This window comes from Rhizobium sp. WYJ-E13, assembly GCF_018987265.1.
GTDB lineage: Bacteria > Pseudomonadota > Alphaproteobacteria > Rhizobiales > Rhizobiaceae > Rhizobium.
Genome location: NZ_CP076853.1, coordinates 1737270 through 1763993, shown reverse-complemented (window position 1 = coordinate 1763993; position 26724 = coordinate 1737270). Strand labels below are relative to the sequence as shown.

Genomic DNA, 26724 nt, shown 5'->3' with positions numbered 1-26724 from the left:
CCGGCGCAAGGCATCTGCTCTCCCAACCAAGAAGGAGACGGCAGATGACCGAAATCAGGATCGAAGGCGCCGATATCATCATTATCGGCGGCAGTTCCGGCATGGGATTGGCGCTGGCGCGGCGACTGCTGGCCGAAGGGGCTGGCGTGACGATTGCAGGGCGCAGTGCGGAGAGGCTTGCGGCGGCACGGCGGGAGCTCGGCGATTCCTCTGGTCTTAAGACCGCCGTCCTCGACCTTACGCGGGAGGAGGAGATTGCTGCCTTCTTCCGCGATTGCGGGCCGGTCGATCATATCGTCAGCACGGCGGCGGATATCGAGGGAGCTTACCAGCTTCTGCCGGATATCCAGCTTTCGGCGGCGCAGCGGGTGGTCGAGAGCAAGTTCTACGGGCCGCTGCTGCTTGCCAAATACGGCGCACCCCGCCTGCCGCCGTCGGGCTCGATTACCTATACGTCGGGCGTGGCAGCCTATCGGCCGGCGGCGCGGGGTTCGGTCGTTGCGGCCGTCAATGCAGCGCTGGAAGGGCTGGTGCGGGCGCTGGCGGTGGAGCTTGCGCCTCTTCGCATCAACGCAGTGTCGCCGGGATGGGTGGATACGCCGATCTGGAGTTTCGTTGCCGGTGACACCAAGCAGGCGACGCTGGAAGCGATGGCCAAACGCCTGCCGGCGGGCCGTGTCGGCAGGCCCGAGGATATTGCCGATGCGATCCGCTTCCTGATCGGTAACGGCTTTACGACAGGCACTATCCTGCACGTCGAAGGCGGGCATCGGCTGGTCTGACAGGCCGGAAAGCCTCAGCGGCTGCAGCCAGCAGCGAGGAAAGCGCCGGCGGCTGCACGCGCCGGCGCCGCCACAGCATGATCAGCGAAGCCGTTGGAGTGTCGCCCGGCCAGGACATCTCCACGACGTCGCCGCGTTCGGCAGCCGGGGCGGCGGCCAGACGTGGAACAAGACCGTAACCGGCGCCGGATGCAACGAGGCGGATGATCGTCTGGATGCTGTCGGCCTGGGTGACGATATTGGGTGCGGTAATGCCTGCTCTGGTGAAGACCGTATCGAAGAGGCGGCGATAGACGCAACCGGTTTCCGTGGCGATGAAGGGCAGATGGCTCAGGTCCGCGAGGCTCTCGGGCGGTGTGGCTCGGTTATTGCGGCTCGCGATGAGGGCCAGCGGCTCCCGCGAGATGAGGCGGGTCATGAAGCGCTCGTCCCGTTCTCCGCGATCAAAGGTGAAGGCGATATCGATCGAGCCATCGTCCAGCCGTCGCTGCAACTCACCACTGCCGGCGATCTTCAGCGTCAGGCTGATATCGGCATGCGTCTCGCGAAAGCGCGACAAGAAGGGCGCGAGTTTCTCCGCCGCGATGGTTTCAAGCGTGCCGATTGCAAGCGATTGTCCGCAAAGGCAGGCGGCTGCTCGGATCGCCGCCTCTGCCTCGTCGTTCAGAGCCAGGATCTCTTCGGCATAGGCCTTCAGCGTGTCACCGGCCGGTGTCAGTGTCACACCCTGCCGGGAGCGTTCGAAAAGCTGGACGCCCAATTCCTCTTCGAGCGCCTGCATCTGGTCGCTGAGGCTCGACTGGGCCAGGTTCGCCTCGCTGGCCGCGCGGGTGAAATTGCAGTGCCTTGCGACCGCAAGGAAGGTCTTCAATTGTCGTGGGTTCATCGTGGGCTCCGTGCTCCATGACAAGGATGGGCACGCCCTGCCTATATCAGGCGGAGGAGCGAAGAGGGAGTCTCTCCGCTGGGCGTCACCTCCGCGCCGGGTCCAGTGATGTTGACGACAGCCATGGGTTTGGCCAAGCTGCGTTGGTATTTGCAAGCAAAAGGGAGCCTTGCCGATGCCACCCTCAGAGACGTCCGTGATCGACTGGCTGCTGGCCTCCGACCCGGCCATCCGCTGGCAGGTGCTGCGCGATCTCTTCGATGCGCCGGAGCCTGTCTGGTCCGCCGAGCGGCAGAAGGTGGAGCGGGAAGGGTGGGGTGCCGAGCTACTGTCCTATCAGGATGCGGACGGGCAATGGGCAGGAGGCTCCTTCCTGCCCAGCGATTTCACCCGCGAGGAATGGCAGGCGACCGGCCAGCCCTGGACGGCGACGAATTTTTCGCTGACGCAGCTTCGCGAATTCGGGCTCGATCCGCGCTGCGAGAGCGCAAAGAGAACCGTCGCGCTCATCGGCGCCAATTGCCGCTGGGACGAGGGCGGGCAGCCCTTCTGGGAGGGCGAGGTTGAGGAATGCATCAATGGCCGGACGGTTGGCGACGGCGCTTATTTCGGCGTCGATGTCTCGCCGATTGTGGAAAGATTGCTCGGCGAACGCCAGGCGGATGGCGGCTGGAACTGCGAGCGGGCGAATGGCTCGGTGCGCTCGTCCTTCCACACGACGATCAATGTGCTTGAGGGACTGCTGGAATATGAGCGGGCGACCGGCGGCACGGAGCAGTCGCGCGAGGCGCGGCGTTCGGGCGAGGACTATCTGTTGTCGCGGCAACTGATGCGGCGGCTCAGCACCGGCGAGCCGGTCGATGAAAAATTCATGCAGTTCCTCCATCCGAACCGCTGGCGCTTTGATGTGCTGCGGGCGCTCGATTATTTTCGCGCGTCAAGCCTGCTGACAGGAGAGACACCTGATATGCGGTTGACGGAGGCAATTGAATACCTTCGCTCGCGGCGACTGGAGGATGGGAGATGGCCGCTCGACTGGCGCTTGTCCGGCAGGGCCTGGTTCGTGATGGATGACGGCGAGGGAGAGCCCTCCCGCTGGGTGACGCTCAGGGCGCTGCGCGTCTTGAAATGGTGGGATGGCTGGACGGCTTCCCTTACGTAATGCCGCCCATTGGATTCCCGCATTATCACGATAAAACTGTGACTTAGGCCGGTGTGCTGAAAGCCGAGAGCCTGGTCTCGAACTCTTCCATCGTATCGAGAAACCAGCAATCCGTACCGCGATTGGTCTCATGAACGAAGCTTCGCAGTGCGTTGCTGCCGGCAAGCCCGGCGTCTATATTGCCGATGATGGCGAGGCGCAGCCGGTAGTTCACGAATTTCTGGATCGTGGCGCCGGCAATGCCTGAGCGGAGGTTCAGGAAACCCTCGGGCAGGCGTTCGACCGGCAGCACAACCCAATCGGCGGCTTCGCCGAGGGCATGGCCGATCAGGTCGTTGAAGCCGCTGTCGGCAGTCAGCCGCGGACCATCCGGATTGCGGAGAAGCAGGCGAAAGCCGTGGAGAAGCCTGATGTCGGGGTGCACGGAATATCCTTCTCGTTTCGGCGGACTGTCTGGAAATAGACGTCCAGGCTATCCTATTCGACGGCGTGTCGATCGCTACGACCGTCTGTCCGGTTGGGACATGGGTTTTCCGTTGATATGCGTCAATGCCTGATGTGGGTCATGGAGACAGGCTTGTTTCGTCATCAAGCGGAATGGAGGCATCCATGGACGAGGCGATCAGGAAGACGATCCAGGCGATATTGGACGGCCAGCGCATCATGAGCGTTGCGACGCTGCGGCCGGATGGCTGGCCGCAGGCGACGACGGTCGGTTACGTCAATGACGGGCTGACGCTCTATTTCCTCTGCGGTCCGGACAGCCAGAAGGCCGCCAACATCGCGCGCGACAACAGGGTGTCGCTGACGATCAACCCTGATGCCGGGCAGGTGATGGAAATCACCGGCCTGTCGATGGCGGCGCATGCGGAGAAGGTGAAAGACCCTGACGAGGCGGACAGGGTGTTGCGTCTCATGCCGGCGAAATATCCGGCTCAGGAAGGTCTGTCGATCTCCATGCCGACGCGGGATCAGATCTGCATCTTCCGTGTCGTGCCGAAGGTGATTTCCGTGCTCGATTATTCCAAGGGCTTCGGGCACGCCGATCTCGTCACGGTCTGATACGGCACGCCGCGCAAACGCCCGGCAGCCCGGGGCGAATGAGCGGGGTCAGGCGCCTTTCGCGACCTTGGCTGCGCCCCAGAGCGAGCCCGGATTGGCGCGGTGCGGATATAGCGCCAGCATGGCGTCGAACAATTCACGTGCTGTCGTCGTCTCCAGTTCGATCCGGTTGAAATCGCGCAGATATTGCTGCGTCTCGTCGATGATGCCGGGATCATCGGCATTTTCGGGGATCTTGTGGCCGGCGATGACGGCTTTGGGTTCAAGCTTTTTCAGCCTGTCGAGCGTTTCGATCCAGTGTTGACGGCTCTCGCGTGTGGTTTCGCCGAGGTAGCAGTGGATGCCGTTATAGACCACGTCGCCACCGACGATGAGGCCGATTGAGGGTACGTGAAGGCAGGTGGAGCGCGACATGTCGGTATGGCCGGCATCGATGGGGATCAGTCTGTGGCCTTCGAGCTCCAGTTCCGGTGTTTGCAGGACATCAGCGACCTCAAGCGTCTTCGATATTTCGCCGGGGAAGAGTTTTCGCCAGAAACCATCGAGCATATCCGGCGCACTCTGGCGGCGCATCGCCTCCACGACATCAGCGACGGCATAGGCCTTCGCATCGGGAAAGCGTTCACGCAGCGTGCCGATGCCGAAGAAATGGTCGCCATGGCCGTGGGTGATGTAGATGGCCTTCAGCCGCTTGCCGCTCGCTTCCACCCAGTCGGCGAGGGTTCTCGCCTGCGGTTCGGTCAGGAAGGTATCGACGAGCACGGCCTCGTGCTCGCCGGAGATCAGCGTGGCGGAATTGGCCACCCATTGGAGAGACGGATCGCCTGATGGCACGTCGCGGCTGAGGCCGGGGCGGCGGATTGTCAGAACATCGTAGCGCAGGCTAGTGGAGGGGCTGGAAGTCATGGTGGCAATTTCCTGAAGAGTTGGAGTGAGGGAGTGAAATCGCTTGATTTTCGCAGCAGGACAATAAATATATGACCGGTCGTCTATAATTGTTCAAGAGGGTAAAATGGACGCAGCCAAGCCGGCCCGCCGCGGTCCGAAGCCGAATGCGCAGACGCGGCAAAAACTCATCGAGGCGGGTTTGAAAGAGATCCATGCCAATGGATTCGCCGCGACCGGCATCCAGAAGATCGTCGACGACATCAACGTGCCAAAGGGCTCTTTCTACAATTACTTCGACAGCAAAGAGGCTTTCGGCGCGGAGGTCTGCGATCGTTATTCCGAGCAGGCGCTTGCCCGGCTCACGGGCTTTCTTGCCGATGCCGACAAACCGCCGCTTCGTCGGCTCAAAGCCTATTTCGACGACCGCGCCGCTTCTTTCGCCTTGAGAGGATTTGTGCAGGGCTGCGTGCTCGGCAATTTCAGCGCCGAGACGGTCGACCATAGCGAATTGATCCGCCAGCATGTGGCAACACATTTTCGCCGCTGGAGCGGGGTGATCGCGGCTTGCCTGGCTGAAGCCCAGAGGGATGGCGCGCTTGCTGGCGACCTGCCTGCCGATACACTTGCGGATTTCATCCTGAACAGCTGGGAGGGAGCGCTTCTGCGTATGCGCGCCGAGCGCGGCGCGGCGCCGCTCGAGGCATTCAAGCAAATGGTCTTTGACACATTGCTGCATGGCAGGGCGCATTGAATTGGGAGGTGCCCGTCATCTTTTGTGAGCTTGCCGGCAATTGTTTCGGCCAATCAGCCAGTCTTTCCGGCTCCGGCTGAAATCATGGCGATCTTGCCGATTTCGGCCAGCGTCACCTTCTGGAATTCCCGTTCCAGCGTCTGTTCGGCGCTTTCGAAGGCGCGCTGGAGTTTGGCATTGGCGGCGCGCTCGACAGGGCAGGATGGGTGATCGTTGGAAAGCGGCGCATCGAGGATCGTTTCGCCTTGCAGGGCGCGCTGCACATCCAGAATGGTGATGTCCGCAAGCGGCTTCGTCAGCGACCAGCCGCCGCCGCGGCCACCTTCCGATTCGACGATGCCGTATTGGCGCAGCGACGCCATGGTGCGGCGAACGACGACAGGGTTGGTGTTGAGCATCTGGGCGATACGCTCGCTCGTTTCCCGGCCGCCCAGCAATCCCATGTGGACGAGAACATGGATCATCCGTGCCAGTCTTCCGTCTTGCCGCATCTGTGCTTCTCCATAGCGTAACAAATAATGTTACGGTCTATTGACTCCTGTTTTCTGTAACGTAAAAAGATACAGAATGAAAGATTCAACACCGCCCGGATGCGATTTTTCCGGGTGCAGCAGCCCTGATATCGAGGAGGCAGAGATGCAGCAGCGCATGATTGAAACCGCAACCTTGAGGATGAACATCTGCGAGGCCGGCCAGGGGCCGCTGGTGCTGCTCTGCCATGGGTTTCCTGAGACCTCACATGCCTGGCGCCATCAGGTCAGCGCACTTGCCGAGGAGGGTTTTCATGCCGTGGCGCCTGATATGCGCGGTTATGGCCGGACGGAAAGCCCGGATACGATCGGCGCCTACACGGTCTTCGATCTCGTGGCCGACATGGTGGCGCTTGTCGATGCGCTTGGCGAGGAAAAGGCCGTTATTGCCGGCAATGACTGGGGTGCAACGGTTGCCTGGCAGGCTGCGCTGATGCGCCCGGACCGGTTCCGCGGCGTTGTCGCAATGAGCGTGCCCCTCATGGGCCAGCCGCCCGTGCCGCCGACGAAGATCTTTCCGGAGACGCCGGATCACCTGCTTTACGTGCTCTACTTTCAGAAACCGGGAGTGGCGGAAGCCGAATTCAAGCGGAACGTGGAGTCGACGCTGCGCAAGATCTACGGCGCCGCCGGCGGTGAGGCAGGCCCGCGGCTGCCGTGCGACGGGACGCCCAATCCCTTCGGCATGGTGTCGCGCGCATCGGGTCTGCTTGCCGATTTGCCGGAAAGCGAAACACTTCCCGGCTGGCTGCCGCAATCCGACCTCCAAGTCTTTGTCGACGCATTCAAGGCATCGGGCTTTCGCGGCGGCCTGAACTATTACCGCAATCTCGACCGGAACTGGGAATTGCAGAAGGCTCTGAATGGGCTGAAGGTCGAGATTCCCGCGCTGTTCATTGCCGGCGAACGCGATACGGGCCTTGCGATCCCCGGCATGCGGGAGATCATCGCAGCGATGCCGGCGCTCGCGCCTCGCCTGAGAACGACAAAGTTCGTGCCCGGTGCGGGCCATTGGCTACCGCAGGAGCAGCCTGACATCGTCAGCCGCGCAATGATCGATTTCGTGCGGGGCCTGTGACGGGCTCTCTCTTTTGAATATACGCATCAGGCTTTCCGAAAATCGATTCGATTTCGGGCCGATGCTTAGTGCTTGTCTTCCAGCATCCGGTGGAGAACGGCGATCAGTTCCTGGCTGCCGACTCGGTCGTCGGCGATTGTCTGGAAGATGCCGGGGCCGATGCCGCAAGGCAGATGCGGTTGTCAGTCCCGCATCCGCAGCTCATCCGTCTGCATCTGCAGAGAGCCCAGCGTTTCCAGAAAACTCATGCCAAGCAGGCTCTGGTCGAGCCTGCCGTCTTCGGCAACCGTTGCTGCGACATTGCTGCGCACGATCGGGCCGATCGCCACCTGATCGAGGGTAACCGGGGCGGCGCGGGCGCGGCCGTTGGCAGTCATCACGGTCATGGAGTAGGTGAGCTGCTTCGGGTCTATGCCGATGCGCAGCGCATCCTCATGCGAGAGCGCCACCATGCTGGCGCCGGTATCGACCAGCATCGGCACGGACTGGCCGTTGACCGAAACCTCGGCTTCGAAATGGCCGTTCAGCATCTTGTGGACGATGACTTCCTGGCCGCCCTCGCTGGTCGTGACGACGACGGCGCGGCCGGGCACGAGGCCGGCAAGCAGGCGGTTGCCGACACCGAGCGCATCCTGCCGGTAGAGATAGGCGGTGGCGAGCGCCAGGATGATGACGAGCCAGATCATGAATTGCCGCAGGCTCTGGCCTATGTTTCGACGGCTGCCCCAGATGCCGGCTGCCAGCATGAGGGCGATCGGCAGCAGGTAGACGAAGCGGCCGAAATCATCATTTGCCAGCCCGAAAATGCGGCTCTGGTCGCTGTTGAAGAGCAGGACGGCAAGGCCGATGCCGATGACGGCAAGCAGGAGGATGAGGCGCATCAGCCTGTCGTCTCCAGGGTTTTCGTCGATTCGGAAACAGGGGCGGCGAGGCGGGCGGGCAGATTTTCCATGATGGTTTCGCGCTCCTCGTCGGAAAAGCGCATCCAGCCGGCAATTTCATCCGTTGTGCGGCCACATCCGGCGCAGAGACGAGTGAGAGGATCCAGAGAGCATACGCGGATGCAGGGTGTTCGCATGGGCGATATATCGGGATTTCAGAGGGCCATGGCAAGGGCGCAGAAGGCTGCGACCTCGCAAATCTGCTGGGTGGCGCCGAGCGTGTCGCCGGTGTGGCCGCCAAGCCTGCGGCGGACGAACCAGGTGAAGGCGAGCGCGGAAAGGCCTGCGCCAAGGAGGGCTGAGACGAGCGGTTGAAGACCGAGCGCCGGCCAGATGAGGATTGCCGTCGCAAAACCTGCCGTGACGAGGGCGATCTGCATCGTTACCTCGGTGGGGCTTCCTGCGGAAGCCGCGAGCCCGTCTGGCTTTGCGGCGGGAAGGCGCTGCCAGTGCCAGGCGATCGCTCCACGGCTGAGGGCGGCAACGGCGGGAATGGCAAGGGCAGCGGCAAGGGGCGATGCTTCACGGGCGATCGCAGCAAGGGCCGACGCCCTGAGTGCGAAAGAGAGGATGAGGGCGATGGCGCCAAAGCTGCCGATGCGGCTGTCCTTCATGATGATAAGGCTCTGCTCGCGCGACTTGCCGCCACCGATACCATCGGCCGTATCGGCAAGCCCGTCCTCATGCAGCGCGCCGGTCAGGATCGTCTGCACGGCGAGTGCCACGAAAGCCGCCATCTGCCGGTCGGTGCGAAACGCCAGCATCACAAGGAAAACGAGGGCGGGCAGGGCGCCGATGAGGAGACCGGCGACAGGGAAGACGCGGACCAGCCGGCCAAGCTTGCCGTCATAGCCGGCAAACAGCCATGGCGGCATGGGTATGCGGCTCAGGAAAGCCACGGCGCGCGCGGCATCGACCACTATGGCTTTTATCATTCCTGGGATCATTCTCTTCGGTCCCCGTCTCTCCTGCGGCGTTTTTGTCTTCTCGGGTGACTGTCGTCTTCGGGCTTTTTGAGTTGTGAGCCAGAGCCGGTCGCTTTAAGAGAGTCGCCACGCAAGGAACCCGATTTGCCGGGAAAAGACAAGAATACAAGGAAAGCCATTCAGATGAGCGTTTCAGGCCTGCCGTTCGACGATTTTCGCGCCCTTCTCCGCGACCTGCCGGGGCCTGATTCCCGCGCGCTGGTCGCTGCTCGCGAACGCGACGCGCAACTGACGAAGCCGCCGGGTGCACTTGGCCGTCTTGAAGAGATCGCTTTCTGGCTCGCCGGCTGGACGGGCAGATCGCCTGCCGTCAACCGGCCGCTGGTGGCGATCTTCGCCGGCAATCATGGCGTCGTGCGGCAGGGCATCACGCCTTTCCCGCCCGAAGTGACGCAGCAGATGGTGGAGAATTTCGCGGCCGGCGGGGCGGCGATCAACCAGATCTGCGTTGCCTATGACCTCGGCCTGAAAGTCTTCGACCTGGCGCTCGATTACCCGACCGGCGACATCACCCAGGAAGCAGCACTGACCGAGCGCGACTGCGCCGCCACCATGGCCTTCGGCATGGAAGCGATTGCAGGCGGCACGGACCTGCTCTGCATCGGCGAAATGGGCATCGGCAACACGACGATCGCGGCTGCGATCAACTATGCGCTTTACGGCGGTACGGCGCGCGATTGGGTCGGCCCCGGCACGGGCTCGGAAGGCGAGATGCTGGAGCGCAAGATCGATGCCGTCGAGCGTGCCGTGGAGCTGCACAGCGACCACCTCGATGATCCCCTTGAGATCATGCGCCGGCTCGGCGGGCGCGAGATTGCAGCGATGGCGGGCGCCATCCTTGCGGCGCGCATGGAGCGTATTCCTGTCCTGATCGACGGTTATACGGCAACCGCTGCCGGCGCGATTCTGCGGGCGGCCAACCCGTCTGCGCTCGACCATTGCTTGATCGGCCACGTTTCGGCCGAGCCCGGCCATCTGCGGGCCATCGAACAGCTCGGCAAGACGCCGCTCCTGGCGCTCGGCATGCGGCTTGGCGAAGGCACGGGTGCGGCGCTGGCCGCCGGTATCGTCAAGGCGGCCGCCGCCTGCCATTCCGGCATGGCGACCTTCAGCCAGGCCGGTGTTTCCGGCAAGCATTGATGCGGCAGCGCATTGCTTGCGCTGAGACCGTGGAAACGGTATCTGCGTATCCGCTGATAAATGAAAGCGTCGGCAAAAGACCGGCGTGGAGGAAACGAGGCGCCTTTGACGAAACCTGCCGTGACCAAGGAAACGGGATTTCGCCATTTCGTGGCTGCGGCCAGCTATTCCTGGGCAGGTTTCCTGCGGGTCTTCAGGGAATCGGCCTTCCGACAGGAGCTCGGCTTCTTTGTCGCGGCGCTTATCATGCTTCTCCTCGTCGGCGCCGATGCCACGGAATTCGTCGTCACGACGATACTCTTCCTCGGGCTCTTTTCCATCGAAGCGATGAATACGGCCGTCGAGGAAGTGATCGACCGGATTTCACCGGAGATTTCCATCGTCGGCAAACATGCCAAGGATCTCGGCTCCTTCGCCGTGGCCTGCATGATTGCCGCCTGCTGCCTTTATCTCGGTTTCGTCGTCATCAGGCATCTTTTCTTTTAGGAAGGTGAGACGACTAAGCGAAGCTGCGGCGCTTCTTGGTGACCGGCTGGGCTTCTTCCACAGCCGGGATGCTCTGCAGCACGCGTTTGGCCGGCAGGATGGCGATGACTTCGGTGCCTTCGCGCAGCTTGGATTTCAGGATGAACTGGCCGTCATGCTTGGCAAGGATCGCCTGGACGATCGGCAGGCCGAGGCCGGTGCCCTGTTCGGCGCTCTTGATGGCGATCGAGCCCTGACCGAAAGCCGACAGCACCACCGGGATTTCGTCTTCGGGAATGCCGGGGCCGTTGTCCCTGATCGAGATGTACTGGCCGCCACCGGCCGTCCAGCCAACCTTGACGTTAATTTCTCCACCCTGGGGCGTGAATTTAACGGCGTTGGAAAGAAGATTAAGCACGACCTGGCGCATGGATTTCTCATCCGCCCAGATCGCCGGAAGCTGGCGCTCGACCTGATCGTGGATGGTGATGTTCTTGGCGCGTGCCCGAAGTTGCACCATGCCGATGCAGTCTTCGGTGATATCGAGCAGCGAGATCGCCTCTTCACTCAGCTCGTACTTGCCGGCTTCGATGCGCGAAAGATCGAGGATTTCGTTGATGAGATCGAGCAGATGCTGGCCGGAGCGATGGATATCGCCGGCATATTCCTTATAGGTCGGATTTGCGAGCGGCCCCATGACCTCCGCCGACATGACCTCGGAAAAGCCGAGGATGGCATTCAGCGGCGTGCGCAGCTCATGCGACATGGAGGCAAGGAAGCGCGACTTGGCGAGGTTTGCTTCCTCGGCGCGGCGGCGGGCCTCGTCGGACATGGATTTCGCCACTTCCAACTCGGCGATCAGATCATCCTTTTCCGACTGGAAGGAGAGGATCCTCAGGCTGAACTGGAAGAGCCGGTCGCTGATGTAATTGAAGAAGACCACCGTCGTGGTGAAAACCGCGGCCAGGCTGAGTTCCAGAATATCGCGCGACAGGCCGCTTTTGGCGGCAAGCGCCACGACGGCAGGCGCGAAGCCGACGAGTACGGCTGGTGTCAGCATGAAATTCGACATGGTCGTGACCGACAGCGCGATCAACAGGGTAGCGCCCTTGTAGAGCGTGAAGCTCGAAGGTTCGCAGGCCGAACAGCTCTGCAGGGCAAAGATCGCCCAGCAGCAGCCGATCAGGAACTGGCCGCCCAGTAACAGGTTGCGCCAGCGGCGCACAGTCTCTGCGGTAATTTCCCGCTTCCGGGCACGGCGGGCCAGAAGAATGTTGACGGCGTGACAGGTCAGCGTCAGCAACGCCCAGAAGAACAGGCTCGCATCCTCGGTGAAATAGGTGCCGAGTGCTGCGACGATGATGATGAAGAGCGGCATGATCGCCGCGCCCTGCAGCACTGCAGTAATATACATGTGCAGCACGTCACGGTCGAAAGCAGAGCTGGGGGCATGGCCGGACTGCAGGCGTTCGCGCGTCTGCCGCACGGCCTTGGAAACCGCCTTGTTGCGGTGGCCGCGCGATTTGTCGACAATGATCTTGTCGGTCGATGTGCTGACGCCGGTACTCATGTGCACGTTGAAATTTGTCCCGCAGATGAATAAGAGCTTAACCGGAAAGTCTTAAGAAGATGTTTGCCATCTTTGCCAAGGGTTTGTTTTGCAAGGAGGCAAAAGCGTGGCACGGCTTCTTGTGTTGACCCGAGACGGTGCAACCGCCCTGGCTTTTCTTGTTCTCGTTGCATTAATTGCGGCCAAGCTTAATGACAGGCCCGACATCCGGCACCGGGGCGCTTTTCACGCCGCCGATGGCGACAGCCTCGTTCTCGACGGCGAGCGGATGCGGCTCGATGGCATCGATGCCCCGGAACTGTCGCAGACTTGCGAGCGGGCCGGGCAGGGCTGGGCGTGCGGCAGGCAGGCCCAACACACGCTGCAGCAGCTGGTTTCCGACAACAGTACGCAATGCGGCGGAAACGAGCGCGATCGCTACGACCGGCTGCTGGTCACGTGCCAGAACAATGCCGGCAATATCAATGCGCGCATGGTGGCCTCCGGGATGGCGGTTTCCTATGGCAGCTACCGGCAGGAGGAAGGGCAGGCGAGGGCGCAAAAGCTCGGGCTCTGGGCCGGCCGTTTCGACATGCCGCGCGATGTCAGGGATCAGGCCCGGCATGAAAGCTCGGGTTTGCGACGGCTGATCGGCGAATGGACGGGATGGTAGTGAACGGTGCATCGAACGAGGAGCGGCTGGACGGGCTGCGGGCCGAGATCGCTGCCTGCCGGATCTGTCGCGATGCGCCGCTGCGCGGGATCGAGGACCAGTTGCCCCACGAGCCGCGGCCGGTTGCCGTCCTCTCGTCGCGCGCCCGTGTGCTGATCGCGGGTCAGGCGCCGGGGTTGCGCGTGCATGAAAGCGGGCTGCCATTCGACGATGCTTCCGGCGACCGGCTGCGGCAATGGTTGCAGGTGGACCGGCCGACCTTTTACGACCGGGATCGATTCGCGATCGTGCCGATGGGCTTCTGTTTCCCGGGTTATGATGCCAAGGGGAGCGACCTGCCGCCGCGGCGCGAATGCGCACCAATCTGGCGGGAGCGCGTGCTTTCGGCCATGCCGCAGATCGAGCTGGTGCTTGCCGTCGGTGGTTATGCGCAGGCCTGGCACATGGGCGCAGCGAGGCGCGAAAACATGACCGAGACGGTGCAGGCCTGGCGCAGCACTCTCACCGTACCGGGCAAGCCTGCCATTCTTCCGCTGCCACATCCGAGCTGGCGCAATACGGGCTGGCTGAAGCGGCATCCTTGGTTCGAGGAAGAGCTGTTGCCGGAACTGCGCCGGCGAATCAAAATGCTCGTCTTCTGAAACAAAATTCTTTTCGTCGGCCGGAATCGCGCTATACAAAGAAAATAAATTCGAAAGGGACTTCGTTTCGCATGGACCGCCTCGACCGGAAGATACTGCGCCTGCTCCAGGAAGATTCGACGCTCGCCGTTGCCGACCTCGCCAAGAAGGTCGGGCTTTCGACGACGCCATGCTGGCGGCGTATCCAGAAGATGGAGGAAGACGGCGTCATCAAGCGCCGCGTGGCGATCCTCGATCCGGAAAAGGTCAACACCAAGGTCACGGTCTTCGTGTCGATCCGCACCGCGACCCATTCGATCGAGTGGCTGCGCCGCTTCTCCGAGGTCGTGGCGGAATTCCCCGAAGTGGTCGAATTCTACCGCATGAGCGGCGATGTGGACTATCTGCTGCGCGTCGTCGTGCCCGATATCGCCGCCTATGACGCTTTCTACAAGCGGATGATCGCCAAGATCGAGATTCGCGATGTATCGTCTGCTTTCGCGATGGAGCAGATCAAGTATTCGACGCAGCTGCCGCTCGACTACATGCTTCTTGAAAACGCCAAGTCCAACGAGGACTGAACAGGGCAGGCACCTTGATACAGCGCACGTGATTTCGGGCAGGCGCGAGCGAATCGCGCCGCTCCGGCGAGGGAGCCGAATCTCACGGTAGACAATCTGCGCAGGCAAGCTGCGCAGGGAGACTCAGGAATTCATCCGTGAGTCCGAAGAGTGCTCGTGAAGCACAAGCAACTTGACGGCGGCGCGAAACCTTTCCAAATTGTAATCTTCCTGTCATAGAACTATGCGAATTCCACGCGTGTCATGAACTGGCCTTGGTGTTGGGAGGCACGGGCGCTGGTTCAAGAGGTGGTCCGGGGGGTATCTGGGACACTTTTATAATGTCGGTGCATCGCAATATCGCGCTGTACACGATTTTTTTGCGCCCTTGGCGAAACGTTTAAGCGACACCATAACGCGTGTTTGCGGTTGTTTATACAACACAAAGTAGGCCCCAAATCGATTGATGGTCGCTATCTGCACCATTAGGTTCGATTTCAGGACACCATGTCCCAATCTCCGATCTTTATATAGTCCTTAGCCGGCGCTATAGCTCGGTTGCTTCGCGAAATTGTTCGAGCTTTGCTCCATTTTTGCGGTGCTTTGGGAGGATTAGTTCGGCCGCTTGCGAGAACCATCGGTTATCGCGGCGGCATTCGTGCGTTAACCATCCATCTCTCTGAAATTGTTGTATAAAAACCACGCCTGGCGCAGAAAGAATGCTCCGGCTGTGGGTTGGTACGGTTCACGAATTGCTACAGTTAGATGTCTGTGGGATGAACGTTCGGCGGTTCGATCGATCCGCACGCCGTGAGGCTGTTCAAACGGGTCGGCTTTGGATCTTCGGAGACAGAGTGAAAGTCCCGATCGACAAAGGAGTGGAATTCTACAATGAACATCAAGATGGTATTGCTTGCGTCGGCAGCAGCATTTGCTGCATCGACCCCGGTACTCGCAGCAGACGCAATCGTTGCTGCCGAGCCGGAGCCGGTTGAGTACGTTCGCGTCTGCGACGCTTACGGCACCGGCTACTTCTACATCCCGGGCACGGAAACCTGCCTGAAGATCGAAGGCTACATCCGTTTCCAGGTTAACGTTGGGCCCACCAGCGACACCAACGACTCTAGCTGGGATGCTGTAACCCGCGGTCAGGTTCAGTTCACGGCCAAGAGCGACACCGAATACGGTCCGCTCACCGGCGTCATCGTTCTCCAGGCCAACGCTGACAACGCGACGGACCAGGACACGATCCTCGACTCCGCTTACCTCGACGTCGCGGGCTTCCGCGCTGGTCTCTTCTACTCCTGGTGGGACGATGGTCTCTCCGGCGAAACGGACGACATCGGCTCCAACGTAACGCTGCATAACTCGATCCGTTATCAGTACGAAACCGGTTCCTTCTACGCTGGCCTCAGCGTCGACGAACTGGAAGACGGCGTCTTCAAGGCTGGCGAAGAGCCGAACAACGTCGGCGTTGCCTTCGGCATCGGCGGCACGGCTGGCGCCTTCAGCTACCAGGTCACCGGCGGCTACGACTTCGACAACGAAGACGGTGCTATCCGCGCCATGGGTACGGCTGAAATCGGTCCGGGCACGCTCGGCCTTGCTGCTGTCTACTCCAGCGGCCCGAACTCCTACTACTCGATCGCTGAATGGGCAGTTGCTGCCGAGTACGCCATCAAGGCGACCGACAAGCTGAAGGTCACCCCCGGCGTACAGTACTACGGCAACTACTTCGGTAGCGGCTCTGATGTTCCGGACGACTTCGACGGTCTCGGCGATGCCTGGAAGGTCGGTCTGACGGTTGACTACCAGATCGTTGACAACTTCTACGCCAAGGCTTCGGTTCAGTATCTGGATCCGGAAGATGGCGACGACGTCACGACCGGTTACTTCCGTCTGCAGCGCTCGTTCTAATCTGAGCGACGGTACCCCCGGCCTTGCGCCGGGGGTCTCCCAACCCATGAGTTTCTGATCAGAATGACCTCCGATCAGTAACGAGGGACTGGTCCGGTTTTCCCTGCTGGGCCAGTCCTTTGCAGTTGAAAACCGCTGAGAAGCCAGGAGCGCCGTCACGCTCACCGGTCTTATTATGTCCAGCAGGTTTTTCTCAGGAATTTTCCTGATATCGAGCACATTTAAAAGCTATCGGCGTATTCGTTTCCTCCGATCACCCGCGCTCAATTTCATGGCGCGATACGTACGCCGTCGTTGTGCAGTCATCATCCTGAAAAGCGCACCTTGGATCGGTTTCATTTTCCCGGATTCAGTGCCGATAATGTGACTGTAACGTGACAGATGGCACGATATAAGCCCTTTCGGACGGGCTGGCATTCATTGCTACTCTTGGGTAGGTTTCGATTATGGACGATCTTAATGATTACTTCTATTTTGCAGCCGTCGTCTCTAGTGGTGGGTTTGCCGCCGCAAGTAGAACCCTAAAGATACCCCGTTCCAAACTCAGCAGGCGCGTCGGCCGGCTGGAGGATAGCCTTGGCACAAGGCTGATTGAACGATCCACGCGTCACTTCCGGGTGACGGAGATCGGCCAAGCCTTCTACGAGCAGTGCCAGACGATCCTGAGGGAAGCCGATCGCGCCAAATCGATCGTGACGGAAGCCCAGTCCGATCCTCAGGGGATCGTGCGCATGGGTTGCCCGCTTGGTCTCGTCGATATTTCGCTCGGCGCTGTTCTGCCCGAATTTCTGGAGCGTTATCCCAAGATCAAGCTGCAGATCATCGGCTCCGACCGGCGTACCGACCTCATCAACGAGCGTATAGATGTCGAAGTGCGGGCAGCCAACGAGCCGGAAACGCAGACGAGCCTGACGATGCGCAAGCTCGACCGGGCGCGGCGCATCCTTGTCGCCAGTCCCTCGCTTGTCGAGCGCATGGGCGAACTCGGCTGCGTCGACGATCTCGGCAATGCGCCGACACTCGCCATGACCACCTGGATGTCCTTCCATACCTGGGAACTGGTCGGTCCTGATGGGGAGAAGAAGGTCGTGCGCCACCAGCCGCGGCTCACCTGCCGCAGCATGACGGCGATCCTCGATGCCGCACGCGCGGGTGTGGGCTATGGGCTCATTCTCGAACATGCCTGCGCGGCGGATATCCAGTCCGGCCGGTTGGTCCGCGTGCTGCCGGAGTGGCAGACTGTGGAGAGCCAGTTCTATCTCGTCTTCACGACGACCAAGGGCATGCCGCCGGCGGTGCGGGCGCTGATCGATTTTCTGGTCGAGAAATCCAAGCTGCATCAGATCGTTACGACAAATGCGGCGATCGCAGCGCAGTAGGTTTAAAGCGTGGCGCGCAAAAGTGTGCGCGGTTTTGCGATAACGACACGCGTACAAACAAAGATCTAAAGCACGGCGAGCGAATCTTGGAGGTCGCGACGTGCTTTAGAGCCGGGCGAGCAGCTTTTCTCCCGTCAATTCCCTGACAGCATCCTTGCCGATCCAGCGGGCCGTCTTGTCTGTACTTGCTGCAAGGCGTTCGGCAAGGGCCAGCGCCGGAGCGTGGCAGGCACGATTGCGCTTGCCGATATTGCGGAGTGCCCAGTTGACCGCCTTGCGGACGAAGTTGCGCGGGTCTGTCGCGTGGGCTTCGATCAGCGGCAGGTAGGCAAGCAGGCTTTGGTCCGAGTCCGTCTTCCGGCGCACGGCGGCACCGGCGATCATGGCGAAGGCGGTTCGCCTGACGAATTCTCTGATATCGGCGGCAAAGTTCGGGATGAGTGCGTCAAGGTTCGCCTCGATGAAGAGGTCGGCGGCGCAATCGACGATTTCCCAGGAATTGAAGTCGGCGGCGAGGGTGCGGGCCTCGGTGGCCGTCAGCCTCTTCGGCTCGAAGGTATAGAGCGCCAGCATGCGCGCTTCCCGGATGCCACTTGCCCAGAGCTCTTTCGCCCTGACGTGATCCTTCTTTGCCGACCGGGCAATCCTCTGCAGATCGGGATTGGAAATGCCGATGGCGGTGTCGGTGACGATGCCGAAACGCGCCATGCCGGCGATATTGTTCTCGGAGCGCAGCGTCTGCAGATGCGCGATCAGATCCGCTGCGCTCGAAGAAGGGGCAATCATTCTGGAGAGCCAGTCATTTTTCGAGGCGGGCCAGCAACGAGGACGTATCCCACCTGTTGCCGCCAAGCGCCTGGACATCGCCGTAGAACTGGTCGACGAGGGCCGTCAGCGGCAGCCTGGCGCCGTTGCTGCGGGCTTCCGCCAGCACGATGCCGAGATCCTTGCGCATCCAATCGACGGCGAAGCCGAAATCATATTTACCCTGGTTCATGGTCTTGTGGCGGTTTTCCATCTGCCAGGAGCCAGCCGCGCCCTTGGAGATGACGTCGACCACCTTTTCGATGTCGAGGCCGGCGCGCTTGCCGAAATGTACGGCTTCGGCGAGACCCTGGACGATGCCGGCAATGCAGATCTGGTTCATCATCTTGGTAAGCTGACCGGACCCTGCCGGCCCCATGAGGCCGACCATGCGGGCATAGGCGTCGATGACGGGTCTTGCCTTTTCAAACACGGCTTCATCGCCGCCGCACATGACGGTCAGCACGCCGTTTTCAGCGCCCGCCTGGCCGCCGGAGACGGGAGCGTCGATGAAATCGACACCCTTTGCCTTGGAAGCTTCATAGAGTTCGCGAGCGACTTCGGCGCTTGCCGTGGTGTTGTCGATCAGCACGGAGCCGGGCTTCATCGTCTTCAGCACGCCGTTTTCGCCCGTCGTTACCGAACGCAGATCGTCGTCATTGCCGACGCAGACGAAGACGAAATCGCAGCTGGCGGCGGCTTCAGCCGGGGTAGGGGCGGACTTGCCGGAGAATTTTTCGGCCCAAGCGGCGGCCTTCTCGGCCGTGCGGTTATAGACGGTGACGTCGTGGCCGCCCTTAATCTTCAGGTGGCCGGCCATCGGGAAACCCATGACGCCGAGACCGATGAAAGCGACTTTCGCCATATGCTGTTCTCCATGACCGCTTGCAAACAGGCTCCGAGGATTAGCGGAAACGGCTGATGACGGAAAGCCACCGACCAAGGAGAAGCGACCTCTCTTAGAACAAAATTTCTCCGAGCCTGACAAAACGGGGTCGGGAAAGTCTCAGATATCGCGAATATGACAATTTTAGTTGTCGATCTAATTTATAGACTAAATCATCATCACGCCATCGAAACAGGCAGGCCAGCGCAGCAGGAGCGCGGATTCGCCAGAAAAGGGGATAGAGATGATCACACGTCGACAAACGCTGGGGCTTTTTGCGGCAGCAGGCGCCACCGCCATTCTGCCGTCCGTTCGGCTGGCGCATGCTGCGGCAACGGAGTTCCGCATCGGCTGGCAGAAGAATGGCGTGCTGGCGCTTGCCAAGCGCCGTGGGGCGCTGGAGAAGCGGCTTGCCGATCAGGGGATTACGGTAAGCTGGTCGGAATTCACATCAGGCCCGCCGTTGCTCGAAGCGCTCGGCGCCGGTGCGCTCGATTTCGGCGCGACGGGCGACGTGCCACCGCTCTTTGCGCAGGCGGCGGGTGGCGCGCTCTATTATGTCGGCATCTACCGGGGCAGTCCGGCGGGCTCCGCCATTCTCGTGCGCAAGGATTCGCCGATCAAGACGCTGGAGGATCTGAAGGGCAAGAAAGTCGCCTTCAAGCGCGGCTCCAGCGCCCATAACGTAACGGTCAAGGTCTTGCGTAAGGTGGGGCTGAAACCCGAGGATGTGCAGCAGGTCGATCTTGCGCCGCCGGATGCCGCGGCTGCCTTCAAGAATGGCAGCATCGATGCCTGGTCGATCTGGGATCCCTATCTCGCCATCGCAGAGGCCGATCCGGATACACGCATCCTGACGACGGCGGAAGGCATCGTCGATTCCTACAGCTTCTTCCTCGCCAACAAGGATTTCACCGACGAGAACGGCACGGTCATCGTCAACGTGCTCGACGAGCTCGCCAAAGTCGGCCGCTCGGCGCAGGACAATCTCGATGTCACGGTCAAGGAGCTCTCGGAGATCACAGGCGTGCCGGCCGACATCACGCGGGTGGCGCTGCAGCGCCCTGGCGCCGATCTCGGCAGCGTGACGACCGTGACCGAAGCGGCGGCCGCCTATCAGCAGGCGCTTGCCGACGAGTTTTACAATCTCGGCATCGTGCCCAAGAAGCTCACGACCGGCGATATCGTCTGGCGTCCGAAGGCAAGCTGACCCTTCTATAGCCTATGTCACGATATCGGCTGACATCAGATGCCGCTGATTTCAGATATCAATAACAAGGAACGCGCTCATGACCGCTTCATCCGATCCGATCAATTTCCTCTGGTTCATCCCGACATCCGGTGATGGAACCTATCTCGGCTCCACCGAACTCAACCGCGCCCCTGAAATCGGCTATCTGACGCAGATCGCCCAGGCGGTCGACCGGCTCGGCTACTCCGGCGTGCTCTTGCCGACCGGTGTCGCCTGCGAGGAATCCTTCGTGATGGCATCGGCGCTGGCCGCTAGGACCGAGAGGCTGCAGTTCCTTGTGGCGATCCGTCCGGGCACGGCATCGCCGGCCTATTATGCGCGCCTTGCCACCACGCTCGACCGCATCTCCAACGGCCGCCTGCTGCTCAACATCGTGGTCGGCGGCAGCCCGGGCGAGCTTGCCGGCGACGGCATCCATCTGCAGCATGACGAGCGTTATGCTCATGCCGACGAGTTCTTCCATGTCTTCGAGGAACTGCTGGAAAAGGGTGTGGCGAGCTATGACGGCAAGTATATCAAGGCGACCGAAGCCCGGCTCGGCTTTCCGTCGGTGCAGACGCCGCGCCCGCCGCTCTATTTCGGCGGCTCCTCGGATGCCGGTATCGATTTCGCCGTCGGCCGCGTCGATAAGTACCTGACCTGGGGCGAACCGCCGGCGCAGGTTGCCGAGAAGGTGCAGAAGGTGCGCGCAGCAGCAGCCGGCAAGGGTCGCGAGGTCTCTTTCGGTATCCGCCTGCACTTCATTGTCCGCGAGACGGACGAGGAAGCATGGGAGGCCGCTGACCGCCTGATCCGCCATCTTGACGACCAGACGATCGCCGAGGCGCAGGAGCGCTTCGTCAAGGAATCGGACTCGGTCGGCCAGAAGCGTATGGCAGCGCTCCACGGCGGCCGCCGCGACAAGCTCGAAGTCTCTCCGAACCTCTGGGCCGGAATCGGCCTGGTGCGCGCCGGTGCCGGCACTGCGCTCGTCGGCTCGCCGAAGACTGTTGCCGCACGCCTGAGGGACTATCAGGAGGTCGGGATCGACACGGTCATCGGCTCGGGCTATCCGCATCTCGAAGAAGCCTATCGCGTCGCCGAACTGCTCTTCCCGGAACTCGGCATCGAGAGGGACGAACAGCGGCTCGGCTTCAACAACGAGTTCGGCCGCAAGAAGGTTTTCGCCGGCGGTAGCCATGGCGGCAACCTGAAGGTCGTTTCCGGCTCCTGATCGAGCCGGATTTTTGAACCGAAGCGCGAGGATATCATCCATGTCGACTTTCGATACGCCGTTTGCGCGGGCTGGCGCTGAAGCCGGCAAGACCAGGGCAGGTGGGGCCAGATCAGCTGGGGCAAGGACAGGTTTCCGCCTGCCGCTGCCCGGCCGCGACAGGCTGCTGCCCTATCTGGTGCCGCTCGCGATCGTCGCGCTATGGCAGCTCGGCTGTTCAGTCGGCTGGATTTCCTCGCGCATCATGCCGTCGCCCGCCGATGTCGCCAGCGCATTCTGGACGACGACGATCTCGGGGCAATTGCCTGAAGATGTTCTCGTCAGTGCCGGGCGCGCCTTTGCCGGCCTTCTCGTCGGCGGCTCGATCGGCTTCCTGCTCGGCATCGCCAATGGCGTCTCAAAGCTTTCGGAACAGTTGACGGATACGGTGCTGCAGATGCTGCGCACCATTCCGCATCTGGCGATGATCCCGCTCGTCATCCTCTGGTTCGGGATCGGCGAGGAATCGAAGCTGTTTCTCACCTCGCTCGGCGTGCTCTTCCCCGTCTATCTCAACACTTATCATGGCGTGCGCAATGTCGACCGGGACCTGATCGAGATGGGCAAGGTCTACGGCATGAGCGGCTGGACGCTGTTTCGCAAGGTGATCTTCCCCGGCGCGCTGCCGTCGATCTTCGTCGGGTTACGTTATGCGCTCGGCATCATGTGGCTGACGCTGATCGTCTCGGAATCGATTGCCGCTTCCTCGGGCATCGGCCATATGGCCAACAATGCCCGCGAATTCATGATGACCGATGTCGTGGTGCTGGCGCTCGTCATCTATGCCGTGCTCGGCAAGCTCGCCGATGTCGTCGCCCGCGCCCTGGAGCGTCAGACGCTCAAGTGGAACCCGGCTTATGCGAAATAGGGCAATTCAAGCAAAGGCGTGCAGCGGTTCTGCGTTCGGAATTGCGCGAAAATAGAGAGAGACAAGCCATGGCCGTCATCACGCATGAGCGTTTCCATCCTTCGGAAGCAGTGGATTTCGATGAGAGCCCGGCCGTTGCGGCGGGTGCCGGTGCTGCGGCGATCACGCTTTCCGGCCTCGAAAAGAGCTTTGGTGCCAACAGGGTGCTGCGCGGCATCAACCTGCATATTCCGGCCGGCCAGTTCGTCGCCGTCATCGGCAAGAGCGGCTGCGGCAAGAGCACGCTGCTGCGCATCCTGATGGGCCTCGACGAACCGACATCAGGCGAACTGCGCTTCGAGGGTGCCGACGGCGTCGAGATACAGCCGAATGCCCGCATCGTTTTCCAGGAGCCGCGGCTTCTGCCCTGGCTCAGCGTCATCGACAATGTCGTCGTCGGTCTCGGCGAGGGGATCGAGAAGAAGCGCGCGCGCGAGGAAGCGAAAGCCGTTCTTGACGAAGTGCAGCTTGCCGAAAAAGCGGGTGAATGGCCGACGCGCCTTTCCGGCGGCCAGCGCCAGCGCGTGGCGCTTGCCCGCGCGCTCGTCAGCAAGCCCGGCATTCTGGCGCTCGACGAGCCGCTCGGTGCGCTGGATGCTCTGACGCGCATCAGCATGCAGCAATTGCTGAACCGCGTCTGGCGCGAACTCGGCTGCACCACCGTGCTCGTCACCCATGATGTCAGCGAGGCCGTGCATCTTGCCGACCGGGTGATCGTGCTGGAAGAGGGCCGCATTGCGCTCGATCTCGCCATTCCCTATCCGCACCCGCGCCGCCATGGCGATCCGGCGCTCGCCGAACTCGAGGGACGGCTGCTGTCGGCTATCCTCGGCAGCGATGGCGGGCATTAGGCCACCGTCTGTTCCTCCTCAAAAATCACTTGATTTCCGTAGGTCAATTGCCCTAGAGATGATTTAGGACAATTGCCCTAGAGGTGGGGATGACTGATGAGCGCTGAGGGTACACGCAGGCAGATCGTGCAGGCTGCTAATCAGCTCTTTTACGAGCGCGGATTCGAGGCGACCTCATTTGCGCATATTGCCGGTGCCGTTGGCCTGTCGCGGGGCAATTTCTACTATCATTTCAAAACCAAGGACGAGATTCTTGATGCGGTGATTGCGCTCAGGATGGCGAATACGCGGGCCATGCTTGACGCGTGGGAAGCCGAAGACGATGAGCCTGTCGACCGCATCCGCAGCTTCTTCAATATCCTCATCGTGAACCGCACCAAGATCATGGCCTATGGCTGCCCCGTGGGCACGCTTTGCAATGAGCTTGCGAAGCTCGATCATGTGGCCAAGGCCGATGCCGCCGAGCTTTTCACGCTGTTTCGCGATTGGCTGAGGCGCCAGTTTGCAGCGCTTGGCAGGGGAGCGGATGCCGATGCGCTTTCCATGCATGTGCTGATGCGAAGCCAGGGTGTTGCTTCACTTGCCGCAGCCTTCCGCGATGAAGGTTTTATCCGCCGTGAGGTGGAAGACATGAGCGCCTGGCTGGACGCGGAAATTGCCGGTGGCGCACGTGCCGCCTGATCTTTTCATCATCAAGTGAACTGAGGGATATCGAATGTTTATCGTCACACTGAAATTTGCCGACAAGAGCAAGGCGCCGCAGCATATGGAAGGGCACAATGCCTGGATCAAGCGCGGTTTCGATGATGGCGTTTTCCAGTTGATCGGCAGTCTTCAGCCCAATGCCGGTGGCGCCATTCTCGCTCACGGTATTGCGCGTGAGGATCTGGAGATACGGGTGAAGGACGATCCGTTCGTTGCCGAAGGCGTCGTCAGCGCCGACATCCTGGAGATTTCGCCAGGCCGCGTCGATGAGCGGCTGTCCTTTCTGAAGGCTTAGCGCGCGGGAGATTTCGTCGCGCACTGGAAAGCCTGCAAGGTGACATTGCGTCGCTGCAATGGCGCGAAGTGAGACGCGAGGGCAGATCATCTGCTAGACAGGGTAGGTTCGCGTTGTCGCGAGACTTGGCATTCAATGGAAAGCGGATCACTCCCATGACCATTCAACTCTACGGCTTCTGGCGCTCCAACGCGGCGTTTCGCGTCCGCGTCGCGCTTGCCTTGAAAAAATTGCCTTTCGAGGAAATCGAGATCGACATCCTCTCCGGGCATCAGTTCGATGCTGCCTATGCGGAAGTAAATGCCGAGCGTGTCGTGCCGACGCTGGTTCAGGACGGTCACCGGGTCTTCCAGTCGCTGGCGATCATGGAATATCTTGATGATATCCATCCCGAGCCAAGGCTGATGCCTGTTGAAGCAAGAGAGAAAGCCTATGCCCGGTCGCTGGCGCTGGTTGCCGTCGCCGATGCCCATCCACTGATCGTGCCGCGTGTGCGCAAACATCTCGGCCAGGCATTCGGCGCCGATGCATCCGCGATCGAGGCATGGTGCCGGCATTGGACGACGGAAGGACTTGCGACCTACGAGCGCCTGCTCACCCGGCGCCCGCCCACACCCTTCGCGCTGGGCGAGACCCCTGGCATTGCCGATATCTGCATCGCCGGCCAGATCGTCTTGGCAGAGTTCAACAAGATTGACCTCTCTGCCTTTCCAGCCGTGGCGACTCTCGGAAAGCGCTGCTTCGACATGCCGGAATTTGCGGACGCCCATCCGTCCCAGCAGGCCGGCTATTCGAACCCTCACTAGAACGGCAGGCGCCTGCTATTCCTGCAGCCGAAACTCGTCCGGCAGGTTTTCCTTATAGGGATAGAACTTGAAATAGGGTAGCGCCTCTTTCAGCGCGCGGGCGAAGGAGGGGCGCTCCAGCAGGCGGCGGTAATAGGCTTCGAGCCCCGGTCGTTTCTCCGTGAAGGGCACGAGCGTGCGCGCATAGAAGAGGGCGGGTGCGGCGGCGCAGTCGGCCATGGTGAAGGCGTCGCCGGTGATCCAGGCTTTGCCGTCGATCTGCTTTTCCACCATGTCATAGGCAAGCTGCAGCATGCCGCGCGCTTCATTGACGCCGTGTGGATCGGCCGAGCCTTCCGGGCGTATCCGGTCGATGACGATCTTCTGCATCGGCACCTGCACATAGAGATCGAAGAAGCGGTCCCAGAGGCGCACCTGCAGGCCGGCATTGGTTTCCTCTGGCACGAGGGACACAGGGCCGGGATAATGCCGGTCCAGATATTCAATGATAACACTGGTTTCGGGAATCGTGCTGTCGCGCGTCTCATCCCGCAGGATGGGGATCTTGCCGACTGGCCAGAAGCGCAGGAGATCGGCGCTCGACTGTTCGTCGGCGAGATCGACGAAGCGGTTTTCGAAGGGCGTCCCGTACTCGTAGAGCGCGATCAGCACCTTGTGGCAGAAGGAGGCAAGCGGATGCTGGTAGAGAACGAGCGCCATGCGTTGACCTTTCCTGAAGAGATCAGGTCAGGAAATTAGCAAAGCGCCCGCAAAATGCCAGATGGCCTTCAGCCCGTATAACGCGCGGTCACCAGATGGCCGGGGCTCGGCTGTCCCTCCTGCATGCGCACGTTGATCTCCATGATCTCGATGAGCTCGAAGCCGGTGGCGGCCAGGCGTTCGCGGATATAGGTCTCGGTGTGGATGAAGCGCTGGTGCGGGCCGACCATATAGGGGCGGCCGTCCGCCAGCCTGTCGGGCAGGGTTTCCGAAGAGAAGATGAAGATGCCGCCGGTGTTCATATTCTCGGCAGCGCCGAAGAAGAGCGGTTCGAGCGCGCCGAGATAGGGCAGCACGTCGGTGGCGGTGATCAGGTCGAAGGGGTCCTCGTCATTGTCGTCGAGGAAATCCTCGACCTCGGCGACGAAGAGCGTCTCATAGACTTCCTTCTCGTCGGCGATGACGACCATGTTTTCGGAGATGTCGATGCCGATCATCTCCTCGCAGAGATCGTTCAGCGCAGTGCCGGTGAGGCCCGTGCCGCAGCCGAGATCGAGCATGCGCTTGAAGGGGCCGAGCTTCAGATCCTGCAGGCGCTGGCGCACGAGCATCGGCACGTGATAGCCGAGCTGTTCCACCAGCACGTCCTCGAAGACTTCGGCATGCTGATCGAAGAGGGTTTCGACATAGGCGTCCGGTGCGCGAACCGGCGTTTCGCCGCGGCCCATGGAGGCAATACGGACGGCCGCGCCGCCGTGATCGTCGGGATCGATTGCCAGGACTTCCTGATAGGCGTCCACGGCAGCATCGATATCGCCGGCCTTTTCAAGCGCAAGAGCGCGGTTATAGGCTTCCGCGAGAGCCTCTTCGTCGATCTTCTTTTTGTTCATGCGGGCGT

31 protein-coding genes are annotated in these 26724 nt (G+C 61.2%); 19 read left to right on the top strand and 12 right to left on the bottom strand.

Features of this window, described 5'->3' with window-relative positions; all coding sequences use genetic code 11:
• The first annotated feature begins 44 nt into the window (after positions 1 to 44).
• A complete protein-coding gene (locus KQ933_RS08865; protein WP_216758423.1) occupies positions 45 to 782 on the top strand; it encodes an SDR family oxidoreductase in 738 nt (245 codons plus the stop codon).
• Here KQ933_RS08865 and KQ933_RS08860 read toward each other — a convergent pair.
• Complete coding sequence (locus KQ933_RS08860; protein WP_216758422.1) at positions 745 to 1668, bottom strand: LysR family transcriptional regulator; 924 nt, start codon at positions 1666 to 1668, stop codon at positions 745 to 747. The two genes, KQ933_RS08865 and KQ933_RS08860, sit on opposite strands and share 38 nt — an antisense overlap.
• A gap of 175 nt (positions 1669 to 1843) precedes the next feature.
• Between KQ933_RS08860 and KQ933_RS08855 the strand changes: the two genes are divergently transcribed.
• Positions 1844 to 2830 (top strand): squalene cyclase, encoded by a 987-nt coding sequence (locus KQ933_RS08855; RefSeq protein WP_216758421.1) that lies wholly within the window; start codon positions 1844 to 1846, stop codon positions 2828 to 2830.
• Positions 2831 to 2873: 43 nt separating this feature from the next.
• On the opposite strand, the gene KQ933_RS08850 is transcribed toward KQ933_RS08855, so the two are convergent.
• Positions 2874 to 3254, bottom strand: coding sequence for a DUF4180 domain-containing protein (locus tag KQ933_RS08850; RefSeq protein WP_216758420.1), 381 nt, complete (start codon positions 3252 to 3254; stop codon positions 2874 to 2876).
• A 185-nt stretch (positions 3255 to 3439) separates the two neighbouring features.
• On the opposite strand from KQ933_RS08850, the gene KQ933_RS08845 reads away from it, so the two are divergent.
• Complete coding sequence (locus KQ933_RS08845) at positions 3440 to 3892, top strand: pyridoxamine 5'-phosphate oxidase family protein (protein ID WP_216758419.1); 453 nt, start codon at positions 3440 to 3442, stop codon at positions 3890 to 3892.
• Positions 3893 to 3940: 48 nt separating this feature from the next.
• Here the strand turns inward: KQ933_RS08845 and KQ933_RS08840 are convergent, their stop codons facing one another.
• A complete protein-coding gene (locus tag KQ933_RS08840) occupies positions 3941 to 4798 on the bottom strand; it encodes an MBL fold metallo-hydrolase (protein ID WP_216758418.1) in 858 nt (285 codons plus the stop codon).
• 106 nt (positions 4799 to 4904) lie between these two features.
• Between KQ933_RS08840 and KQ933_RS08835 the strand changes: the two genes are divergently transcribed.
• Positions 4905 to 5531 (top strand): TetR/AcrR family transcriptional regulator, encoded by a 627-nt coding sequence (locus tag KQ933_RS08835; RefSeq protein ID WP_216758417.1) that lies wholly within the window; start codon positions 4905 to 4907, stop codon positions 5529 to 5531.
• 53 nt (positions 5532 to 5584) lie between these two features.
• Here the strand turns inward: KQ933_RS08835 and KQ933_RS08830 are convergent, their stop codons facing one another.
• Entirely contained in the window at positions 5585 to 6022 is a 438-nt protein-coding gene (locus KQ933_RS08830; RefSeq protein WP_216758416.1) for an Rrf2 family transcriptional regulator, read from the bottom strand.
• Positions 6023 to 6167: 145 nt separating this feature from the next.
• Between KQ933_RS08830 and KQ933_RS08825 the strand changes: the two genes are divergently transcribed.
• Positions 6168 to 7139 carry an alpha/beta fold hydrolase gene (locus KQ933_RS08825; protein ID WP_216758415.1) on the top strand — a complete coding sequence of 324 codons (972 nt, stop codon included), beginning with the start codon at positions 6168 to 6170 and terminating at the stop codon, positions 7137 to 7139.
• 182 nt (positions 7140 to 7321) lie between these two features.
• Here KQ933_RS08825 and KQ933_RS08820 read toward each other — a convergent pair whose 3' ends face one another.
• The 3 genes from KQ933_RS08820 to KQ933_RS08810 are packed head-to-tail and all read right to left on the bottom strand — an operon-like array spanning position 7322 to position 9015.
• Positions 7322 to 8023, bottom strand: a complete 702-nt coding sequence (locus KQ933_RS08820) for a TIGR02281 family clan AA aspartic protease (protein WP_216758851.1) — start codon at positions 8021 to 8023, stop codon at positions 7322 to 7324.
• Complete coding sequence (locus KQ933_RS08815) at positions 8020 to 8217, bottom strand: DUF1289 domain-containing protein (protein ID WP_216758414.1); 198 nt, start codon at positions 8215 to 8217, stop codon at positions 8020 to 8022. Before KQ933_RS08815 ends, KQ933_RS08820 begins: the two co-directional genes overlap by 4 nt.
• An 18-nt stretch (positions 8218 to 8235) precedes the next feature.
• The gene (locus KQ933_RS08810) at positions 8236 to 9015 is read right to left on the bottom strand and encodes an adenosylcobinamide-GDP ribazoletransferase (protein ID WP_216758413.1); all 780 of its coding nucleotides are present in this window, start codon (positions 9013 to 9015) and stop codon (positions 8236 to 8238) included.
• A gap of 174 nt (positions 9016 to 9189) precedes the next feature.
• Between KQ933_RS08810 and cobT the strand changes: the two genes are divergently transcribed.
• Positions 9190 to 10206 (top strand): nicotinate-nucleotide--dimethylbenzimidazole phosphoribosyltransferase, encoded by a 1017-nt coding sequence (gene cobT / locus KQ933_RS08805; protein ID WP_216758412.1) that lies wholly within the window; start codon positions 9190 to 9192, stop codon positions 10204 to 10206.
• 105 nt (positions 10207 to 10311) lie between these two features.
• Positions 10312 to 10692, top strand: coding sequence for a diacylglycerol kinase (locus KQ933_RS08800; protein WP_216758411.1), 381 nt, complete (start codon positions 10312 to 10314; stop codon positions 10690 to 10692).
• Positions 10693 to 10705: 13 nt separating this feature from the next.
• Here the strand turns inward: KQ933_RS08800 and KQ933_RS08795 are convergent, their stop codons facing one another.
• On the bottom strand, positions 10706 to 12241 hold the full coding sequence (locus KQ933_RS08795; RefSeq protein ID WP_216758850.1) for a HAMP domain-containing sensor histidine kinase: 1536 nt from the start codon (positions 12239 to 12241) through the stop codon (positions 10706 to 10708).
• Positions 12242 to 12347: 106 nt separating this feature from the next.
• Here KQ933_RS08795 and KQ933_RS08790 point away from each other — a divergent pair, with 106 nt between their 5' ends.
• The 5 genes from KQ933_RS08790 to KQ933_RS08770 all read left to right on the top strand — a co-directional run bounded on the left by KQ933_RS08790 (position 12348) and on the right by KQ933_RS08770 (position 17369).
• Positions 12348 to 12893, top strand: a complete 546-nt coding sequence (locus KQ933_RS08790; RefSeq protein WP_216758410.1) for a thermonuclease family protein — start codon at positions 12348 to 12350, stop codon at positions 12891 to 12893.
• A complete protein-coding gene (locus KQ933_RS08785) occupies positions 12887 to 13534 on the top strand; it encodes a uracil-DNA glycosylase family protein (RefSeq protein ID WP_216758409.1) in 648 nt (215 codons plus the stop codon). The genes KQ933_RS08790 and KQ933_RS08785 overlap by 7 nt, the downstream gene beginning before the upstream one ends.
• 71 nt (positions 13535 to 13605) lie before the next feature.
• Entirely contained in the window at positions 13606 to 14094 is a 489-nt protein-coding gene (locus tag KQ933_RS08780) for an Lrp/AsnC family transcriptional regulator (protein WP_007816294.1), read from the top strand.
• An 870-nt stretch (positions 14095 to 14964) separates the two neighbouring features.
• Complete coding sequence (locus KQ933_RS08775; RefSeq protein ID WP_216758408.1) at positions 14965 to 15990, top strand: porin; 1026 nt, start codon at positions 14965 to 14967, stop codon at positions 15988 to 15990.
• Positions 15991 to 16436: 446 nt separating this feature from the next.
• On the top strand, positions 16437 to 17369 hold the full coding sequence (locus KQ933_RS08770) for a LysR substrate-binding domain-containing protein (protein WP_216758407.1): 933 nt from the start codon (positions 16437 to 16439) through the stop codon (positions 17367 to 17369).
• A 105-nt stretch (positions 17370 to 17474) separates the two neighbouring features.
• Here KQ933_RS08770 and KQ933_RS08765 read toward each other — a convergent pair whose 3' ends face one another.
• A complete protein-coding gene (locus KQ933_RS08765) occupies positions 17475 to 18155 on the bottom strand; it encodes a DNA alkylation repair protein (protein ID WP_216758406.1) in 681 nt (226 codons plus the stop codon).
• Positions 18156 to 18168: 13 nt separating this feature from the next.
• Complete coding sequence (locus KQ933_RS08760; protein WP_216758405.1) at positions 18169 to 19038, bottom strand: NAD(P)-dependent oxidoreductase; 870 nt, start codon at positions 19036 to 19038, stop codon at positions 18169 to 18171.
• Between the two features lie 265 nt (positions 19039 to 19303).
• Here KQ933_RS08760 and KQ933_RS08755 point away from each other — a divergent pair, with 265 nt between their 5' ends.
• The 7 genes from KQ933_RS08755 (at position 19304) to maiA (ending at position 25127) form a co-directional block, all read left to right on the top strand.
• Positions 19304 to 20269, top strand: a complete 966-nt coding sequence (locus KQ933_RS08755; protein WP_216758404.1) for an aliphatic sulfonate ABC transporter substrate-binding protein — start codon at positions 19304 to 19306, stop codon at positions 20267 to 20269.
• A gap of 79 nt (positions 20270 to 20348) precedes the next feature.
• The gene (gene ssuD / locus KQ933_RS08750) at positions 20349 to 21524 is read left to right on the top strand and encodes an FMNH2-dependent alkanesulfonate monooxygenase (protein WP_216758403.1); all 1176 of its coding nucleotides are present in this window, start codon (positions 20349 to 20351) and stop codon (positions 21522 to 21524) included.
• A gap of 40 nt (positions 21525 to 21564) precedes the next feature.
• Entirely contained in the window at positions 21565 to 22431 is an 867-nt protein-coding gene (gene ssuC / locus KQ933_RS08745) for an aliphatic sulfonate ABC transporter permease SsuC (protein ID WP_216758402.1), read from the top strand.
• Between the two features lie 68 nt (positions 22432 to 22499).
• Entirely contained in the window at positions 22500 to 23321 is an 822-nt protein-coding gene (locus KQ933_RS08740) for an ABC transporter ATP-binding protein (RefSeq protein WP_216758401.1), read from the top strand.
• Positions 23322 to 23417: 96 nt separating this feature from the next.
• A complete protein-coding gene (locus tag KQ933_RS08735; RefSeq protein ID WP_216758400.1) occupies positions 23418 to 24002 on the top strand; it encodes a TetR/AcrR family transcriptional regulator in 585 nt (194 codons plus the stop codon).
• 34 nt (positions 24003 to 24036) lie between these two features.
• Positions 24037 to 24321 (top strand): YciI family protein, encoded by a 285-nt coding sequence (locus KQ933_RS08730; RefSeq protein WP_216758399.1) that lies wholly within the window; start codon positions 24037 to 24039, stop codon positions 24319 to 24321.
• Positions 24322 to 24476: 155 nt separating this feature from the next.
• A complete protein-coding gene (gene maiA, locus KQ933_RS08725; RefSeq protein ID WP_216758398.1) occupies positions 24477 to 25127 on the top strand; it encodes a maleylacetoacetate isomerase in 651 nt (216 codons plus the stop codon).
• A gap of 15 nt (positions 25128 to 25142) precedes the next feature.
• Here the strand turns inward: maiA and KQ933_RS08720 are convergent, their stop codons facing one another.
• Together KQ933_RS08720 and KQ933_RS08715 are read right to left on the bottom strand one after the other, a co-directional pair.
• The gene (locus KQ933_RS08720) at positions 25143 to 25826 is read right to left on the bottom strand and encodes a glutathione S-transferase family protein (protein WP_216758397.1); all 684 of its coding nucleotides are present in this window, start codon (positions 25824 to 25826) and stop codon (positions 25143 to 25145) included.
• 68 nt (positions 25827 to 25894) lie between these two features.
• Complete coding sequence (locus KQ933_RS08715; protein ID WP_216758396.1) at positions 25895 to 26716, bottom strand: class I SAM-dependent methyltransferase; 822 nt, start codon at positions 26714 to 26716, stop codon at positions 25895 to 25897.
• Positions 26717 to 26724 lie beyond the last annotated feature (8 nt).

Coding starts and splice junctions, on each gene's coding strand:
- KQ933_RS08810 (WP_216758413.1), bottom strand. CDS start 9,015: ATGATAAAAGCCATAGTGGTCGATGCCGCGCGCGCCGTGGCTTTCCTG.
- KQ933_RS08760 (WP_216758405.1), bottom strand. CDS start 19,038: ATGGCGAAAGTCGCTTTCATCGGTCTCGGCGTCATGGGTTTCCCGATG.
- ssuC (WP_216758402.1), top strand. CDS start 21,565: ATGTCGACTTTCGATACGCCGTTTGCGCGGGCTGGCGCTGAAGCCGGC.
- KQ933_RS08770 (WP_216758407.1), top strand. CDS start 16,437: ATGGACGATCTTAATGATTACTTCTATTTTGCAGCCGTCGTCTCTAGT.
- maiA (WP_216758398.1), top strand. CDS start 24,477: ATGACCATTCAACTCTACGGCTTCTGGCGCTCCAACGCGGCGTTTCGC.
- ssuD (WP_216758403.1), top strand. CDS start 20,349: ATGACCGCTTCATCCGATCCGATCAATTTCCTCTGGTTCATCCCGACA.
- KQ933_RS08855 (WP_216758421.1), top strand. CDS start 1,844: ATGCCACCCTCAGAGACGTCCGTGATCGACTGGCTGCTGGCCTCCGAC.
- KQ933_RS08735 (WP_216758400.1), top strand. CDS start 23,418: ATGAGCGCTGAGGGTACACGCAGGCAGATCGTGCAGGCTGCTAATCAG.
- KQ933_RS08830 (WP_216758416.1), bottom strand. CDS start 6,022: ATGCGGCAAGACGGAAGACTGGCACGGATGATCCATGTTCTCGTCCAC.
- cobT (WP_216758412.1), top strand. CDS start 9,190: ATGAGCGTTTCAGGCCTGCCGTTCGACGATTTTCGCGCCCTTCTCCGC.
- KQ933_RS08845 (WP_216758419.1), top strand. CDS start 3,440: ATGGACGAGGCGATCAGGAAGACGATCCAGGCGATATTGGACGGCCAG.
- KQ933_RS08730 (WP_216758399.1), top strand. CDS start 24,037: ATGTTTATCGTCACACTGAAATTTGCCGACAAGAGCAAGGCGCCGCAG.
- KQ933_RS08720 (WP_216758397.1), bottom strand. CDS start 25,826: ATGGCGCTCGTTCTCTACCAGCATCCGCTTGCCTCCTTCTGCCACAAG.
- KQ933_RS08765 (WP_216758406.1), bottom strand. CDS start 18,155: ATGATTGCCCCTTCTTCGAGCGCAGCGGATCTGATCGCGCATCTGCAG.
- KQ933_RS08780 (WP_007816294.1), top strand. CDS start 13,606: ATGGACCGCCTCGACCGGAAGATACTGCGCCTGCTCCAGGAAGATTCG.
- KQ933_RS08740 (WP_216758401.1), top strand. CDS start 22,500: ATGGCCGTCATCACGCATGAGCGTTTCCATCCTTCGGAAGCAGTGGAT.
- KQ933_RS08795 (WP_216758850.1), bottom strand. CDS start 12,241: ATGAGTACCGGCGTCAGCACATCGACCGACAAGATCATTGTCGACAAA.
- KQ933_RS08860 (WP_216758422.1), bottom strand. CDS start 1,668: ATGAACCCACGACAATTGAAGACCTTCCTTGCGGTCGCAAGGCACTGC.
- KQ933_RS08785 (WP_216758409.1), top strand. CDS start 12,887: ATGGTAGTGAACGGTGCATCGAACGAGGAGCGGCTGGACGGGCTGCGG.
- KQ933_RS08715 (WP_216758396.1), bottom strand. CDS start 26,716: ATGAACAAAAAGAAGATCGACGAAGAGGCTCTCGCGGAAGCCTATAAC.
- KQ933_RS08840 (WP_216758418.1), bottom strand. CDS start 4,798: ATGACTTCCAGCCCCTCCACTAGCCTGCGCTACGATGTTCTGACAATC.
- KQ933_RS08755 (WP_216758404.1), top strand. CDS start 19,304: ATGATCACACGTCGACAAACGCTGGGGCTTTTTGCGGCAGCAGGCGCC.
- KQ933_RS08775 (WP_216758408.1), top strand. CDS start 14,965: ATGAACATCAAGATGGTATTGCTTGCGTCGGCAGCAGCATTTGCTGCA.
- KQ933_RS08825 (WP_216758415.1), top strand. CDS start 6,168: ATGCAGCAGCGCATGATTGAAACCGCAACCTTGAGGATGAACATCTGC.
- KQ933_RS08835 (WP_216758417.1), top strand. CDS start 4,905: ATGGACGCAGCCAAGCCGGCCCGCCGCGGTCCGAAGCCGAATGCGCAG.
- KQ933_RS08815 (WP_216758414.1), bottom strand. CDS start 8,217: ATGCGAACACCCTGCATCCGCGTATGCTCTCTGGATCCTCTCACTCGT.
- KQ933_RS08865 (WP_216758423.1), top strand. CDS start 45: ATGACCGAAATCAGGATCGAAGGCGCCGATATCATCATTATCGGCGGC.